12 protein-coding genes are annotated in these 14,429 nt (G+C 62.9%); 7 read left to right on the top strand and 5 right to left on the bottom strand.

The window, feature by feature from the left end; all coding sequences use genetic code 11:
• Positions 1-3 precede the first annotated feature (3 nt).
• Positions 4-702, bottom strand: a complete 699-nt coding sequence (locus JQ621_RS11465) for a nitroreductase (RefSeq protein WP_212234728.1) — start codon at positions 700-702, stop codon at positions 4-6.
• 96 nt (positions 703-798) lie between these two features.
• On the opposite strand from JQ621_RS11465, the gene JQ621_RS11460 reads away from it, so the two are divergent.
• The 4 genes from JQ621_RS11460 to JQ621_RS11445 all read left to right on the top strand — a co-directional run bounded on the left by JQ621_RS11460 (position 799) and on the right by JQ621_RS11445 (position 6,719).
• Positions 799-1,686, top strand: a complete 888-nt coding sequence (locus JQ621_RS11460) for a LysR family transcriptional regulator (protein ID WP_212234726.1) — start codon at positions 799-801, stop codon at positions 1,684-1,686.
• 230 nt (positions 1,687-1,916) lie between these two features.
• The gene (locus JQ621_RS11455; protein ID WP_212234724.1) at positions 1,917-3,716 is read left to right on the top strand and encodes an FAD-dependent oxidoreductase; all 1,800 of its coding nucleotides are present in this window, start codon (positions 1,917-1,919) and stop codon (positions 3,714-3,716) included.
• Positions 3,686-5,533, top strand: coding sequence for a 2-oxoacid:acceptor oxidoreductase subunit alpha (locus tag JQ621_RS11450; protein ID WP_212234722.1), 1,848 nt, complete (start codon positions 3,686-3,688; stop codon positions 5,531-5,533). The genes JQ621_RS11455 and JQ621_RS11450 overlap by 31 nt, the downstream gene beginning before the upstream one ends.
• 130 nt (positions 5,534-5,663) lie before the next feature.
• Positions 5,664-6,719 (top strand): 2-oxoacid:ferredoxin oxidoreductase subunit beta, encoded by a 1,056-nt coding sequence (locus tag JQ621_RS11445; RefSeq protein ID WP_212234720.1) that lies wholly within the window; start codon positions 5,664-5,666, stop codon positions 6,717-6,719.
• Positions 6,720-6,829: 110 nt separating this feature from the next.
• Here JQ621_RS11445 and JQ621_RS11440 read toward each other — a convergent pair whose 3' ends face one another.
• Entirely contained in the window at positions 6,830-7,414 is a 585-nt protein-coding gene (locus JQ621_RS11440; protein ID WP_212234718.1) for an STM3941 family protein, read from the bottom strand.
• Between the two features lie 195 nt (positions 7,415-7,609).
• Between JQ621_RS11440 and JQ621_RS11435 the strand changes: the two genes are divergently transcribed.
• The 3 genes from JQ621_RS11435 to JQ621_RS11425 all read left to right on the top strand — a co-directional run bounded on the left by JQ621_RS11435 (position 7,610) and on the right by JQ621_RS11425 (position 9,277).
• Positions 7,610-8,230: a hypothetical protein gene (locus JQ621_RS11435; RefSeq protein ID WP_212234716.1), complete on the top strand. Its 621-nt coding sequence runs from the start codon at positions 7,610-7,612 to the stop codon at positions 8,228-8,230.
• 30 nt (positions 8,231-8,260) lie between these two features.
• Positions 8,261-8,710 carry a DsrE family protein gene (locus tag JQ621_RS11430; protein ID WP_212234714.1) on the top strand — a complete coding sequence of 150 codons (450 nt, stop codon included), beginning with the start codon at positions 8,261-8,263 and terminating at the stop codon, positions 8,708-8,710.
• A gap of 132 nt (positions 8,711-8,842) precedes the next feature.
• Positions 8,843-9,277, top strand: coding sequence for a DUF1801 domain-containing protein (locus JQ621_RS11425; RefSeq protein WP_212234712.1), 435 nt, complete (start codon positions 8,843-8,845; stop codon positions 9,275-9,277).
• A 211-nt stretch (positions 9,278-9,488) separates the two neighbouring features.
• On the opposite strand, the gene JQ621_RS11420 is transcribed toward JQ621_RS11425, so the two are convergent.
• From JQ621_RS11420 to JQ621_RS11410, 3 genes are read right to left on the bottom strand one after another with little or no spacing between them, the layout of a single operon-like run.
• Positions 9,489-11,027 carry a SpoVR family protein gene (locus JQ621_RS11420; protein ID WP_212234710.1) on the bottom strand — a complete coding sequence of 513 codons (1,539 nt, stop codon included), beginning with the start codon at positions 11,025-11,027 and terminating at the stop codon, positions 9,489-9,491.
• A complete protein-coding gene (locus JQ621_RS11415; RefSeq protein WP_212235024.1) occupies positions 11,024-12,301 on the bottom strand; it encodes a YeaH/YhbH family protein in 1,278 nt (425 codons plus the stop codon). The genes JQ621_RS11420 and JQ621_RS11415 overlap by 4 nt, the downstream gene beginning before the upstream one ends.
• A gap of 19 nt (positions 12,302-12,320) precedes the next feature.
• Positions 12,321-14,264: a PrkA family serine protein kinase gene (locus tag JQ621_RS11410; protein ID WP_212234708.1), complete on the bottom strand. Its 1,944-nt coding sequence runs from the start codon at positions 14,262-14,264 to the stop codon at positions 12,321-12,323.
• Between the last annotated feature and the right edge of the window lie 165 nt (positions 14,265-14,429).

Raw genomic sequence — 14,429 nt, 5'->3', positions numbered from 1 at the left:
CCCTCATCCTGACGCACGCGTTCCCTGCGCAAAGCCGCGCAGCTCCGCGATCTCCTCCAACGCCGCACGCTCGGTGACGAGACTGTTGACCGGTTGTGACGGATCGGCATAGCCAAGCGAGATGCCGCAGAACACGATGAACTCGTCCGGCAGGGAGAGATGCTCGCGCACCGTCCTGTGCATCGCCGCCCACGCCGCCTGCGGACAGGCCGCAAGGCCGCGTTCGTGGGCGAGCAGCAGGATCGACTGCAGGAACATCCCGACGTCGGCCCATTGCCCATGCTCCATGGTGCGGTCGATCGACAGGATCATGCCGACGGGCGCGCCGTAGAAATCGAAATTGCGCGCAAACTGCATCAGCCGGGCCATCTTGTTCTCGCGGGGAATGCCGATCGTGCCGTAGAGATCCTCAGCGCATTTGATGCGGCGGCGATTGTAGGGATCCTTCAGGTTGGGCGCGTAGATTTTGTACTCGGAGCCTTCCGCGGAGGGATTCGCCGCAAGGCTCCGGCGCACTGCAGCCCGGAGCCGGTCGAGGTCGGGGCCGGCCATCGCAGCGAGCCGCCATGGCTGCATGTTGCTGCTGGAGGCGGTGCGACGGGCGATGTCCACGATCTCGTGGACCAGGCCGGCAGGAACGGGACGGCTCAGGAAAGCGCGCGCCGAGCGGCGCTCCAGAATGGCTTGAGTGACGGAAGTCATGGAATGCAGCCTTAGAGATGAGCGACTGCACCGGGTTATGATGTCCGCCGGCAGATGAATATGATATGTTGTCGATATCATAAATCCGCAGGACGCATGAATAGAGCCAGCTTCTCGGAGGCCGAGGCCTTTCTCGCCGTTGTCGACCGCGGCGGCTTCGGCGCAGCTGCGCGCGAGCTCGGCGTCACGCAATCCACCATCAGCCGCCGAATCTCCGCGCTGGAAACGCGCCTCGGCAAACGCCTGGTCGAGCGCACCACCCGCCGCATCACGCTGACCGAAGCAGGGGTCGCCTTCGCGAGCAATCTGCGCGACGTGCTGACGCGGCTTGCCGAAGCTGAGGGCCACGTTCAGTCCGAAGGCTCCGAGCCGCAAGGCGTGCTGCGTGTCACCATGCCCACGGCGTACGGCCGCACGATGGTACTGCCGCGGGTAGCGGCCCTGGCACGTCGCTATCCGCGCCTGCGCTTCGAACTCGACCTTTCGGATCGCTATGCGGACATCCTCGATGAGGGCTTCGACCTCGCCATCCGCAACACCGAGCCGACGCAGACGGGCCTCGTCTCGCAACGTATCGACCGTTACACGCTGCATGTCTGCGCCGCGCCGGACTATCTGGCGAAACACAAACCGATCGAGCGGCCCCAGGACCTCGTCGATCACAGCAGTATTGTGCTGCGCACCTATACGCCGCGCAGCAGGTGGCGGTTCGAATGGTCCGGCGATCTGATCGAGATCGAGGTATCGCCGCGCATCATCGCCAGTGACATGATGGCGGCGCGGTCGATGACGCTGGAAGGCGCGGGCGTTGCCATCCTGCCGTCCTTTCTGGCGCGCAAGGACATCGAGTCCGGCAAACTCGCTGAACTGCTACCGGAGGCGGGGCTGCCAGCCATCAACGTCTATGCTTCGTTTCCGCATCACCGCGCCAATCTTTCCAAGATCAAGGTGCTGATCGCCGAGCTCCAGCGAGAGCCGGCGTAAGCTGCGGTGCACATGCTGCGCCGCACGCAAATCGCGCACGGCCGTTAATGCTGTGCGCGCTTGGCTCCCATGAAAGGCGGTGATCGCGAAAATTTGCCGTTGTACTTCGGAACCGTTCCAATAAGCTAACCCGATGACGTCATTCAGAAACCAGATCGAGGCGCGTTAAGCGTCCGACAAGCTCAAGAAGAGGCCGCCGGGTCTTTGAGCCTGCGCGGACGAGGGTAGGAATGAAACCGACCGATATCGCGGCCCCCGACTACTTTCACAAAGTGGTCGATTGTCAGTGGGCATGTCCTGCGCACACCCCGGTTCCCGAATACATCCGATTGATCGCGCAAGGCCGCTACAGCGACGCCTACATGATCAATTGGAAATCGAACGTGTTTCCCGGAATTCTGGGACGCACCTGCGATCGTCCATGCGAGCCTGCCTGCCGCCGCGGACGCGTCGAGGAAACGCCGGTGGCGATCTGCCGCCTCAAGCGCGTCGCCGCCGACTTCAAGGACGACATCAAGCAGCGCCTGCCGCATCCGACCGCGAAGAATGGCAAGCGCATCGCGTTCGTCGGCGGCGGTCCGGCCTCGCTGACGGTCGCCCGCGATCTCGCGCCGCTCGGCTATCACTGCACCGTGTTCGACGGCGATCCCGAAGCCGGCGGCATGATGCGCACCCAGATTCCCAAATTCCGCCTGCCCAATTCCGTCATCGACGAGGAGACCGGCTATATCCTGGGTCTCGGCGTCGAGTTCAAAGGCGGCCATCGCATCGAGAGCATGAAGGCGCTGCTGGCGGAGAAATACGACGCGATCTTCGTCGGCTCCGGTGCGCCGCGCGGCCGCGAGCTCGACATTCCCGGCCGGAAAGAGGCCGCCACCAACATCCATATCGGCATCGACTGGCTCGCGTCGGTGTCGTTCGGCCACGTCGACAAGATCGGCAAGCGCGTGATCGTGCTCGGCGGGGGCAACACCGCGATGGATTGCTGCCGTACCGCACGCCGCCTCGGCGGCGAGGACGTCAAGGTGATCGTCCGCTCGGGCTTCGAGGAGATGAAGGCCTCGCCCTGGGAAAAGGAAGACGCGATTCACGAGGACATTCCAATCCTCAACTTCCTCGTCCCTGTTGCGTTCGTTCACGACAGCGGCAGGCTTACCGGCGTCACCTTCCAGAAAGTGAAGGCCGAATACGACGCCAAGGGCCGCCGCAACCTCGTGCCCTCGGGCGAGCCCGACCAGACCTTCGCCTGCGACGACGTGCTGGTCGCGGTCGGCCAGGAAAACGCCTTCCCCTGGATCGAACAGGATTGCGGCATCGAGTTCGACAAATGGCACATGCCCAAGGTCGACCCGAAGACCTTTGTCTCGACCAACCCGAAGGTGTTCTTCGGCGGCGATGCCGCCTTCGGGCCCAAGAACATCATCTGGGCGGTGGCGCAGGGACACGACGCCGCGCTGTCGATCCACAAGATGCTCTCGGGCGAGGACATCACCGAACGGCCGCTGCCCGAGGTGCAAATCTCCTCGCAGAAGATGGGCATCCACGAATGGAGCTATGACAACGACATCTCCAACGACAAGCGCTTCAAGGTGCCGCATCGCGACAAGGTGATCGCGCTCAAGGACATCCGCACCGAGGTCGAGCTCGGCTACGACGTCAAGCTCGCGCTCGGCGAAGCGCATCGCTGCCTGAACTGCGACGTGCAGACGGTGTTCTCGACATCGCTCTGTATCGAGTGCGACGCCTGCGTCGACATCTGTCCGATGGACTGCATCACCTTCACGGACAACGGCGAGGAAGCCGATCTGCGCCAGCGCCTGAAGGCGCCGTCGCTGCACCCCGACCAGGATCTTTACGTCTCGTCCGATCTCAAGACCGGACGCGTGATGGTCAAGGACGAGGATGTCTGCCTGCATTGCGGGCTGTGCGCCGAGCGTTGTCCCACCGGAGCATGGGACATGCAGAAATATTTGATCGAGATGACTCAAGCAGGTTCGACATGTCCGACAAAAAGCCGATCAGCAGCGTAAACGACTTCGTCGTCCGCTTTGCCAACGTCAACGGCTCCGGTTCGGCCAGCGCCAACGAGATGTTCGCGCGTTCGATCCTGCGCCATGGGGTGCCGGTAAGTCCGCGCAACATTTTCCCCTCCAACATCCAGGGCCTGCCGACCTGGTATGAAGTGCGCGTCACTGAAGCCGGCCATCTCGGCGCACGCGGAGGCGTCGACATGATGGTGGCGATGAACCCGCAGACCTGGGACAAGGACGTCGCCGGCATCGAGCCGGGCGGCTATCTGTTCTACGATTCCACCAAGCCGATGCCGTCGACCAAGTTCCGCGACGACATCACCGTGATCGGCGTGCCGCTCACCGCGATCACGAACTCGACCTACACCGACCCGCGCCAGCGCCAGCTGTTCAAGAACATCATCTATCTCGGCGCGCTCTCGGCTCTGCTCGACATGGATCCGAAGCTGATCGAGCAGCTGATCGGCGAACAGTACAAGGGCAAGGAGAAGCTGCTCTCCTCCAACGTCCACGCATTGCACCTCGGGCGGGACTGGGCGCTGCAGAATCTGAAGTGCCCGATCGGACTGCGCATCAAGAAGTCCGACAAGGTCGGCGACCGCATCTTCATCGAGGGCAACAGCGCAGCTGCGCTCGGCGCCGTCTATGGTGGCGCCACCGTGTGCGCGTGGTATCCGATCACGCCGTCGTCCTCGGTGGCGGAAGCCTTCACCGCGCATTGCAAGAAGTACCGGCACGACCCGGAAACCGGCAAAGCCAAATATGCCATCGTGCAGGGCGAGGACGAGCTGGCCTCGATCGGCATCGTGATCGGCGCCTCCTGGAACGGCGCCCGTGCCTTCACCGCGACGTCGGGTCCCGGCATCTCGCTGATGACCGAGTTCATCGGCCTCTCCTATTTCGCCGAGATCCCGGCCGTGATCATGAACATCCAGCGCGCCGGCCCCTCCACGGGCATGCCGACCCGGACCCAGCAATGCGACATCATCGCCTGCGCCTATGCTTCGCATGGCGACACCAAGCATGTGCTGCTGTTCCCGGAAGACCCGGCCGAGGCGTTCGAGTTCGCAGCCGCCGCCTTCGATCTCGCCGAGCGACTGCAGACCACGATCTTCCTGATGCTCGATCTCGACATCGGCATGAACCACCGGCTCTGCCGCCCGCTGAAATGGGACGATTCAAAGCAGTATGACCGCGGCAAGGTGATGACCGCGGAGATGCTGGAAGAAGGCCGCGACTTCGGCCGCTACCTCGACGTCGACGGCGACGGCATTCCCTATCGCACCTATCCCGGCACGCATCCGACCAAGGGCTCGTACTTCACCCGCGGCACGTCGCGCGATCGCTATGCGCGCTATTCCGAGGAAGGCTCGGTCTACGCCGACAACATGCAGCGGCTCGTGCGCAAGTTCGAGACCGCGCAGGACCTGGTGCCGCGGCCGCTGCAGGCCAATGCGGAACGGCCGACCAAATACGGCGTGATCTATTTCGGCTCGACCTCGCCGGCGATGGACGAGGCGATCGGCCTCCTGGAGGCGCGCGGGCACCAGCTCGACCGCCTGCGCATCCGCGCCTTCCCGTTCCATTCGAGCGTCGCGAGCTTCCTCGCCGAGCACGACTTCGTCTATGTCGTCGAGCAGAACCGCGACAGCCAGCTCCGCCAGCTCATCGTCAACGAGAACGGCATCGATCCCGTCCGGCTCGTGCCGATCGTGCATTATGACGGCACCCCGATCACCGCCCGCTACATCGCGAAAGCCATTGGCGACCACCAGGATCACCTCAAGGTGACCCCGCTCCGCAAGGCCGTGTCATGATACGTGCATTGCTCTCCTCACCGTCATGCCCGGGCTTGACCCGGGCATCCACGCCTTTCTTCCCTGCCGCCAAGACGTGGATGGCCGGGTCAAGCCCGGCCATGACGGCCGTGGGATCGCAGGTGCTCGCATGACCTACATCGCAAAACCGAAATTCCATCATCCCGGGCTGAAGAAGAACGAGCTCGGCTACACCCATCGTGATTACGAGGGCAAGATCTCGACGCTGTGTGCCGGCTGCGGCCATGATTCGATCACCGCTTCGATCATCGAAGCCTGCTATGAGCTCTCGATCGAGCCGCACCGGGTTGCCAAGATCTCCGGCATCGGCTGCTCGTCGAAAACGCCGGACTACTTCCTCGGCAATTCGCACGGCTTCAATTCCGTTCACGGCCGCATGCCGTCAGTGCTGACCGGCGCCAACCTCGCCAACCGCGACCTGATTTATCTCGGCGTCTCCGGCGACGGCGACTCCGCCTCGATCGGCTTCGGCCAGTTCGCCCATTCGATCCGGCGCGGCGTCAACATGACCTATATCGTCGAGAACAACGGCGTGTACGGCCTGACCAAGGGGCAGTTCTCGGCCACCGCCGACCGCGGCTCGAAGAGCAAGAAGGGCGTGACCAACACCGACAACGCGATCGACCTCGTCGCGATCGCGCTGCAACTCGGCGCCACCTTCGTGGCGCGCTCGTTCTCCGGCGACAAGAGCCAGCTCGTGCCGCTGATCGCGGCCGCGATCGGCCACAAGGGCGCGTCCTTCATCGACGTCATCAGCCCCTGCATCGCCTTCAACAACCATGCCGGCTCGACCAAGAGCTTTGATTATGTCCGCGAGCACAATGACGCCGTGAACCGGCTCGACGTGCTGGTCGGCCGCGATCCGATCGCGGTCGATTACGCGCCGGGCACGGTGCAGGTGGTCGAACAGCATGACGGCAGCAAGATCGCGCTGCGCAAGATCGACGCCGATTACGACCCGCATGACCGGCTGGGCGCGCAGACGTTCCTCGCAAGGCATGCCGCCAAGGGCCAGATCGTCACCGGGCTCCTCTACGTCGATCCCGATGCGGACGACCTGCACGCCCATCTCAACACGGTCGAGACGCCGCTCAATTCGCTTGAAGCGGACACGCTCTGCCCGGGCTCGGCGGCGCTGGACAAGTTCAACGCCAGTTTGCGGTGAGCATCAGTAGGGTGGGCAAAGCGAAGCGTGCCCACCATCACTATCAATCGTGAACAGATCGTGGGCACGGCGCGCTGCGCCTTTGCCCACCCTACGGCACTGCCTATGCCTTAACTGACCGGCTCCGGCTTGACCTCAGGCTCCGCCTCGGCCTGATCCGCCTGGGGCGGCCGTATCGCACCCCAATATTGCTTGCAGGTCTCCAGCAATGTTTCGGCGCCCATGGTCAGGCCGCCCGCATCGACGATCACGCTATCGGTGCCAAGCGCCTTGTTCAGCAGCGCCAGGGCCTGCGTCGCAAATCCTCTGGAAAATCGCTGGGCGATGAGAGGATCGACCTTGAGCACCACGAATTTCCGCCCACGCTGCTCCCATGGAAAGATCTTGCGCACGGCGCTCCAGGCGATGGTCTCGTCCGCGAGCCTGGTGTCGCGGATGCCGATACGGCTGATGAAGACCTGCGGCTGCCTCGCGGCGACCAGCCGCCACAGCATCCTGAAGGTGGCGAGGCCGAAAAACACGGCACCGACATAACAGGCGTCGACCACGAACCTGGCGATGTTGGTCCCTGCCTGCCAGCTGAACGCGAGCGCGGCGCAGAGCAGCGTCAGCAGCAGGCTGCCGCCGAAAAACATCAGCAGCCGGGCCCGGGAGTAGCCGATGGCAAGATTGGGCAAGTTCTGACTTTCGGACATTTCCATTGCCTCCAGCCATTTGCAGCAACCCGGGGTCTGTCGAAACCCCTCCGCGCAAGGGGTAAGCCTGGAACCTTGTGCGAGGCTGCCGGAGGGAACTCCCTTGAACGCGCGCCATGCGATCGGCGACTAACCTCCAGTTGGCCCGCCGCACGCGATGCGGGCCGCCATTGACTGACGTACCTGGTCGCGACCATGAAGCTTGCCCTGATCCTTCCGCTTGCCCTCGCCGCCTTCATCGGTGTCGCCCGGGCCGAAGAGGCCGATGACATCCACGAGGCCACCGCGGCTGAAGCCGAGGCCTTCAATGCACGCATGTATGCGGGCACACCAGGCAAGACGGCCTACGCCTGCTTCGTTCGTCGTTACGATGCCGAGCACCTGGCGCAGCATCCGAAGCAGAAGGTGGCTTCGATGAAGCTGCTGGTCTCGGCGGAGACCGACGCAGAGGACAAGCAGCTCCACAATTCTTTCCGGATCGGCTTCCGCTATCGGCACCGCAGCGGCGATTTCGACTCCAGCGGCTCCTGCCATCACGCGGTCTTCACCAAGGAGGGCAACGAGGTGCGCCTCGGCTGCGGCGTCGACTGCGAGGGCGGCGGCCTCGGCATCGCGCTGTCGAAGGACGACAAATCGGCCATCGTGCGGCTGGAGAGCATCAGGATCTGGCTGCACAACAAGGCGGGCGAAGACGACGACAACGCCCTGGTCGCAGGCAGCGACGACGGGATTTTCCGACTCGAACGGACCGACAACAGCGCTTGCGCCGCGCTTGCCTACGACCGCGAAGAGCTCGCCGCACTCCGCCACAAGTGATAGTCTCCGGCAAAATCCTGGAGGACCATCATGAACCGCCGGAACATCTTGTGGAGCACCGTCTCGGCGCTGGGCGCGGCCTTTGCCGGCTCGCGCGCCAAGGCTGCGACCGACGCCCCGCCGTCGAACAAGCTGAAGGTCGTCTATCACCTCAGCGACGCCGACAAGGTCAATTTCGTGCTCGGCAACATCCAGAACCACATCGACGGTGTCGGCGGCCCCGACCACGTCACGCTCGCACTTGTCATCCACGGGCCGGCGCTGAAGGCGTTCCATCAGGCGCAGGCGAGCCCTGACGTCAGCGCACGGATCGGCAATTTCGCCAAGGACGGCGTCGAGCTCGCCGCCTGCGGCAACACGATGAAGGCGCAAAACATCACGCTGACGGACCTGCTGCCGGGGTTCGTGAGTGCGGAGAAAGGCGGCGTTGTTCGTTTGGCCGAACTGCAGTCGCAGGGGTATTTGTATTTGCGGCCCTGAGGCTGTGAGCGAGAGCTGCCGCGCCATTTTCCGTCATTGCGAGGAGCCCTTGCGACGAAGCAATCCGGGCCCGCGTCACACCCCTTGATCTGTTCGCATGCCCTTTCTCGACACCCGAAGCGAGGCAAGATCGTGAAGAAAGCTGGTACCGCAAACAAGGAAACGGACGGAGCGTCGCCCTCGAAGCTGATCGACGGCAGGATCAAGGAGCTCGGCGACTGGCGCGGCGAGATGCTGAAGCGCGTCCGCGCTCTGATCAAGGAGGCCGATCCTGACGTCGTCGAGGAATGGAAATGGCGCGGCGTTCCCGTGTGGGAGCACGACGGCATCATCTGCACCGGCGAGACCTACAAGGCCGTCGTCAAGCTGACTTTTGCCAGGGGCGCGGCGCTGGATGATCCGGCCGGCCTGTTCAACTCCAGCCTCGACGGCAACGTGCGGCGTGCGATCGATATCGGCGAGGGTGCGAAGATCAACGAAAAAGCATTGAAGGCATTGATCCGCGCGGCGGCGGAGCTCAACGCGTCCAAGGCGAAGAAGAAGCCAGCGAAGAAGCGACCGACGTAGGACAGGCGTAGCCGCAGCACGAGAGCCTTCCCTTCTCCCCTTGCGGGAGAAGGTGGCGCGAAGCGCCGGATGAGGGGTCTCTATCGACACGGGAATGCGGCGAGATACCCCTCACCCCAGTGAGCTCGTGTCAACCAGCATCGCTGCCCTCTCCCGCAAGGGGCGAGGGCACATCAACGCGCATCTCGCGTTAGTGCGCAGCGTAACAGCCTCAGGCCACCGCCGCCGGGATCGGACGCGGGCTGACGACGTATTCGCGCAGCACCTTGTCGTTCGCATCGACTTCGATCAGCGCGACGTCGTAGGTCCAGAGATCGGCCAGATGCTGGAGCACGCGCTTGGCATCGGTCTCGTTGAGCTGCGAGCCCTTGATGACGCGGTGATGCAGGATCAGCCGGCGATCGCCGGAGAGATCGACATCGACCACCTCGATATTGGCGTCGATGTAGCCGACATCGTGCTGACGTGCGAGCTCGCGGCGCACGCGGCGGAAGCCGCGCTCATCGTGGATGGCATCGACCCGGATGCCGGCGCGCTCCTCGGGATCGTCGTGGAGGTGGAACATGCGGAAGTGCCGCATCAGTTTCGGGCTCAAGAACTGGGCGATGAAGCTTTCGTCGCGGTAATTGGCCCAGACGTCGCGCAGCACACCCATCACGTCGTTCTTGCCGGCGATATCGGGGAACCACTCGCGGTCTTCGTCCGACGGACTGGTGACGATGCGCTCGATGTCCTGCATCACGGCGAAACCAAGCGCATAGGGGTTGAAGCCCGAGTAGCGCGGGTCGTCGAATTCGGGCTGGAACACCACGTTGGTGTGCGAGCCCAGGAATTCGAGGAAATTGCCGTCGGTGATGCGCCCCTGCTGATGCAGTTTGGTCATGATCCGATAATGGACGTAGGTCGCCGTCCCCTCGTTCATCACCTTGGTCTGGCTCTGCGGATAGAAATATTGCGCGATGTGGCGGACGATGCGCAGCAGCTCGCGCTGCCAGGGGGCGAGGCGCGGCGCGCTCTTCTCCAGGAAATAGAGCAGATTTTCCTGCGGCAGGCCGAGCAGCTTGCGGCGCCGTTCGAGCGAGATCGCGGACCTGGCCTTCGAGGCGCCCTTGGGCACGGTACGCCAGAGGTCGTTGAAGACTTCCTCCTCGTGCTGGCGGCGCCGCCCGGCCCGCTTCTCCTCCTCGCGCAGATCCAGCTGCTTCTTGCCGGGATAGCGGTCGATGCCATGCGACATCAGCGCATGCGCAGCGTCCAGCGTGCGCTCGACCTCGATGCGGCCGTAGCGCTCCTCGCACTGCATGACGTAGTTCTTGGCGAAGTCGAGATAATCCAGAATGCCTTCCGCATCGGTCCACTGCTTGAACAGATAGTTGTTCTTGAAGAAGTGGTTGTGGCCGAAGGCGGCGTGCGCGATCACCAGCGTCTGCATCGTCGCCGTGTTCTCCTCCATCAGATAGGAGATGCACGGCGAGGAGTTGATCACGATCTCATAGGCCAGGCCCATCAGGCCCTTGCGGTACGAGGCCTCGTGATACGCGAAGTGCTTGCCGAACGACCAGTGCTTGTAGAACAGCGGCATGCCGACCGACGAATAGGCATCCAGCATCTGCTCGGCGGTGATGACCTCGATCTGGTTCGGGTAGACGTCGAGCCCGAGATCCTTCAGCGCCACCTCCTCGCAGGCATCGGTGATGCGCTGCAAGGTGTGGAAATCCCAATCGGCGCCTTCGAACAAGCGTTCCGTCATGGAGCGGCTTTCTCCTGGGCTGTGTCGCGGCGCTGGAACAGATCGTGGAACACCGGGAAGATCTCGCTGCGCTCGCTGACCTTGCGCATCGAGAGCGGTGCGCCAGAGTTGCGCAGGCGCTCATAGAGGGTCCAGAGCGAGGAATCGGAGAGATCGAAGGCGCTGCCGCCCGACTCGCCTACCTCGAGATAGGCGAAGAACTGGCAGACCGGTAGAATCTTCTCGGTCAGCAGCATGCCCGTGAGCTCGCCGTCGGAATAGGAGTTGTCGCCGTCCGAAGCCTGCGCGGCGTAAATATTCCAGTCCGACGGATTGAAGCGTTCGCGCACGATCTCGTGCATCGCCTGCAGCGCGCTGGAGACCAGCGTGCCGCCGGAGGCCGGGCCGTAGAAGAAGGTCTGCTCGTCGACTTCCTCGGCGCGGTCGGTGTGTCGGATGAAGACGATCTCGACATGCTTGTAGCGCCGCTTCAGGAAGACATAGAGCAGCATGTAGAAGCGCTTGGCGAGATCCTTCATGTGCTCGGACATCGAACCGGAGACGTCCATGAGGCAGAACATCACGGCCTGCGCGACCGGCCGCGGCACCTTCTCGTAGCGGCGATAGCGGATGTCGAGCGGATCGATGAAGGGAATGCGCTTGGTCTTCGCCTTCAGCTTGTCGAGCCGGGCGATGAGCCCGGCGCGCTCGTCCTCGTCGGTGCAGGCTTCGATCTCGGCTTCCAGCTCGTCGATCTCGTCCTTGCTGGGACGCTTGAGTGCGATGCGGCGGGCGAGCGCCAGCTTCACGGTGCGGCTGACGGAGATATTGGCGGGGGAGCCCGACGTGGTGTAGCCGGCGCGCTGGATGCCTTCGCTCTCGGTCTGCGCAATCTTGCGCTTGGCAAGATCGGGCAGTTCGAGATCGTCGAGGAAGAGATCGACGAACTCGTCGCGGCTGAGCACGAAGCGGAAGGCATCTTCGCTGTCGCCTTCACCGGGACCGGAATCCTTGGCGCTGCCCTGGCCGGAGCGCTGCAGATAATCGCCCTCGATGAACTTCTTGTTGCCGGGCAGCACCATGTCGCGCGTTCCGCCCTCACGGCGGAACCGCGGCTCGTGCATGCCGTCGAGCGGGATCGTGACCTCACCACCCTCCAGGACGTCCTTGATGTCGCGTTCCTGCGAGGTCTTCTTGACGGCGCCCTGCACCAGGGATTTGGCCCGACGCAAGAACCGCTGGCGGTTCTCAAGACTCTTGCCGCCTGGATTCAGGCGCCTGTCAATAATGTGAATGGCCACTTTCTCATCCGCCTCAACCGGCTTGCTTCACGCGCATATACCATTCGACCAGTCGGCGAACCTGACGCTCGGTGTAGCCGCGCTCCACCATGCGTGCGACGAACTCGCCGTGCTTCTTCTCCGTCTCGCCGTCCTTCTTCGAACCGAACGAGATGACCGGAAGCAGGTCCTCGACCTGAGAGAATATCCGCTTTTCGATCACATCGCGAATCTTCTCATAGGAGGTCCAGGACGGATTCTTGCCGCCGTTCTGGGCCCGGGAGCGTAACGAGAATTTGACGACCTCGTTGCGGAAGTCCTTCGGGTTGGCGATGCCCGCCGGCTTCTCGATTTTCGTCAATTCCTGGTTCAACAATTCGCGATCGAGCAACTGGCCCGTATCGGGATCCTTGAAGTCCTGGTCCTCGATCCATGCATCGGCATAATCGACATAGCGGTCGAACAGGTTCTGGCCGTAATCCGAGTAGGATTCCAGATAGGCCTTCTGGATCTCGTTGCCGATGAACTCGGCGTAGCGGGGCGCAAGGTCCGCCTTGATGAATTCGAGATAGCGCTTCTCGACTTCCTCAGGCAGCTGCTCCCTGCGGATCGACTGCTCCAGCGCGTACATCAGATGCACGGCGTCGGCGGCAACCTCCTGCGGATCGTGGTTGAAGGTCGCAGCCAGGATCTTGAAGGCGAAGCGGGTGGAGACGCCGTCCATGCCCTCGTCGACGCCGGCGGCATCGCGGTATTCCTGGACGCTGCGCGCCTTCGGATCGGATTCCTTCAGGCTCTCGCCGTCATAGACCCGCATCTTGCCGAACAGCGTCGAGTTCTCGTGCTTGCGCAGGCGCGACATCACCGAGAACCGCGCCAGCGTCTCCAGCGTCGAGGGCGCGCAAGGCGCGGCCGCGAGTTCGGAGCCCTGGATCAGCTTCTCGTAGATCTTCTGCTCCTCGGTGGCCCGCAGGCAGTACGGCACCTTGATGACGCAGATGCGGTCGATGAAGGCTTCGTTGTTCTTGTTCGACTTGAAGCTCGCCCACTCCGCTTCGTTGGAGTGCGCGAGGATGACGCCGGTGAACGGGATCGCGCCGATATTCTCGGTGCCGATGTAGTTGCCTTCCTGCGTTGCGGTCAGCAACGGATGCAGCATCTTGATCGGCGCCTTGAACATTTCGACGAACTCGAGCACGCCCTGGTTGGCGCGGTTGAGGCCGCCGGAATAGCTGTAGGCATCGGGATCGTTCTGCGCGTAGGTCTCGAGCTTGCGGATATCGACCTTGCCGACCAGCGAGGAGATGTCCTGGTTGTTCTCGTCACCCGGCTCGGTCTTGGCGATCGCGATCTGGCGCAGCCGCGACGGCTGGATTTTTGCGACCCTGAACTGGGAAATGTCGCCGCCGAAGGCTTCCAGCCGCTTGTAGCACCACGGGCTCATCAGACCGGTGAGACGCCGGCGCGGAATGCCGTACTTCTCCTCGAGCATCGGCCCCAGCTGATCGGGATCGAACAGGCTGAGCGGGCTCTCGAAAACAGGCGAAAGTTCATCGCCGGCCTTGAGCACGTAGATGGGGTGCACTTCCATCAGCGACTTCAGCCGCTCGGCGAGCGAGGATTTGCCGCCGCCGACGGGCCCGAGCAAATAGAGGATCTGCTTGCGTTCCTCGAGGCCCTGCGCCGCATGGCGGAAGAAACCAACGATGCGCTCGATGGTTTCTTCCATGCCGTAGAAGCCGGCGAATGCCGGATAGGTCCGGATCGTGCGGTTCAAAAAAATACGGCCAAGGCGTGGGTCCTTGGCCGTGTCGATCGTCTGGGGCTCGCCAATCGCCGCTAGTAACCGCTCGGCCGCATTCGCGTATTTCATGGGATCGCTTCGACACGATTCCAGGTATTCCGCCATCGACATGTCGTGCTGGCTTCTCGCCTCGAACGACCGAGCGAAAGCGTTGAATAGAGAATCGTTGTACATGATCCCTCTCCGCGTGAGTTCCGCTACAAGCTGAAACGAAAGCAGTTACTGGACCGTTCCTCAGGCCGCTTCTCGAATCAGCGTGAGCACATGACGATCATTGGACACCCGCCTGCCGATACGACGCAACGCACAAGCTAGGCACTCGGTGAATTACGAACAGGC

The organism is Bradyrhizobium manausense (assembly GCF_018129685.1).
Classification (GTDB): domain Bacteria; phylum Pseudomonadota; class Alphaproteobacteria; order Rhizobiales; family Xanthobacteraceae; genus Bradyrhizobium; species Bradyrhizobium manausense_D.
The sequence above is the reverse complement of the archived record's forward strand: the minus strand, read 5'-3'. Positions and strand labels throughout refer to the sequence as shown.

Bases quoted from the DNA above. Each gene is read 5' to 3' on its own strand.
- JQ621_RS11465 (WP_212234728.1), bottom strand. From the start codon at position 702: ATGACTTCCGTCACTCAAGCCATTCTGGAGCGCCGCTCGGCGCGCGCT.
- JQ621_RS11460 (WP_212234726.1), top strand. From the start codon at position 799: ATGAATAGAGCCAGCTTCTCGGAGGCCGAGGCCTTTCTCGCCGTTGTC.
- JQ621_RS11455 (WP_212234724.1), top strand. From the start codon at position 1,917: ATGAAACCGACCGATATCGCGGCCCCCGACTACTTTCACAAAGTGGTC.
- JQ621_RS11450 (WP_212234722.1), top strand. From the start codon at position 3,686: ATGTCCGACAAAAAGCCGATCAGCAGCGTAAACGACTTCGTCGTCCGC.
- JQ621_RS11445 (WP_212234720.1), top strand. From the start codon at position 5,664: ATGACCTACATCGCAAAACCGAAATTCCATCATCCCGGGCTGAAGAAG.
- JQ621_RS11440 (WP_212234718.1), bottom strand. From the start codon at position 7,414: ATGTCCGAAAGTCAGAACTTGCCCAATCTTGCCATCGGCTACTCCCGG.
- JQ621_RS11435 (WP_212234716.1), top strand. From the start codon at position 7,610: ATGAAGCTTGCCCTGATCCTTCCGCTTGCCCTCGCCGCCTTCATCGGT.
- JQ621_RS11430 (WP_212234714.1), top strand. From the start codon at position 8,261: ATGAACCGCCGGAACATCTTGTGGAGCACCGTCTCGGCGCTGGGCGCG.
- JQ621_RS11420 (WP_212234710.1), bottom strand. From the start codon at position 11,027: ATGACGGAACGCTTGTTCGAAGGCGCCGATTGGGATTTCCACACCTTG.
- JQ621_RS11410 (WP_212234708.1), bottom strand. From the start codon at position 14,264: ATGTACAACGATTCTCTATTCAACGCTTTCGCTCGGTCGTTCGAGGCG.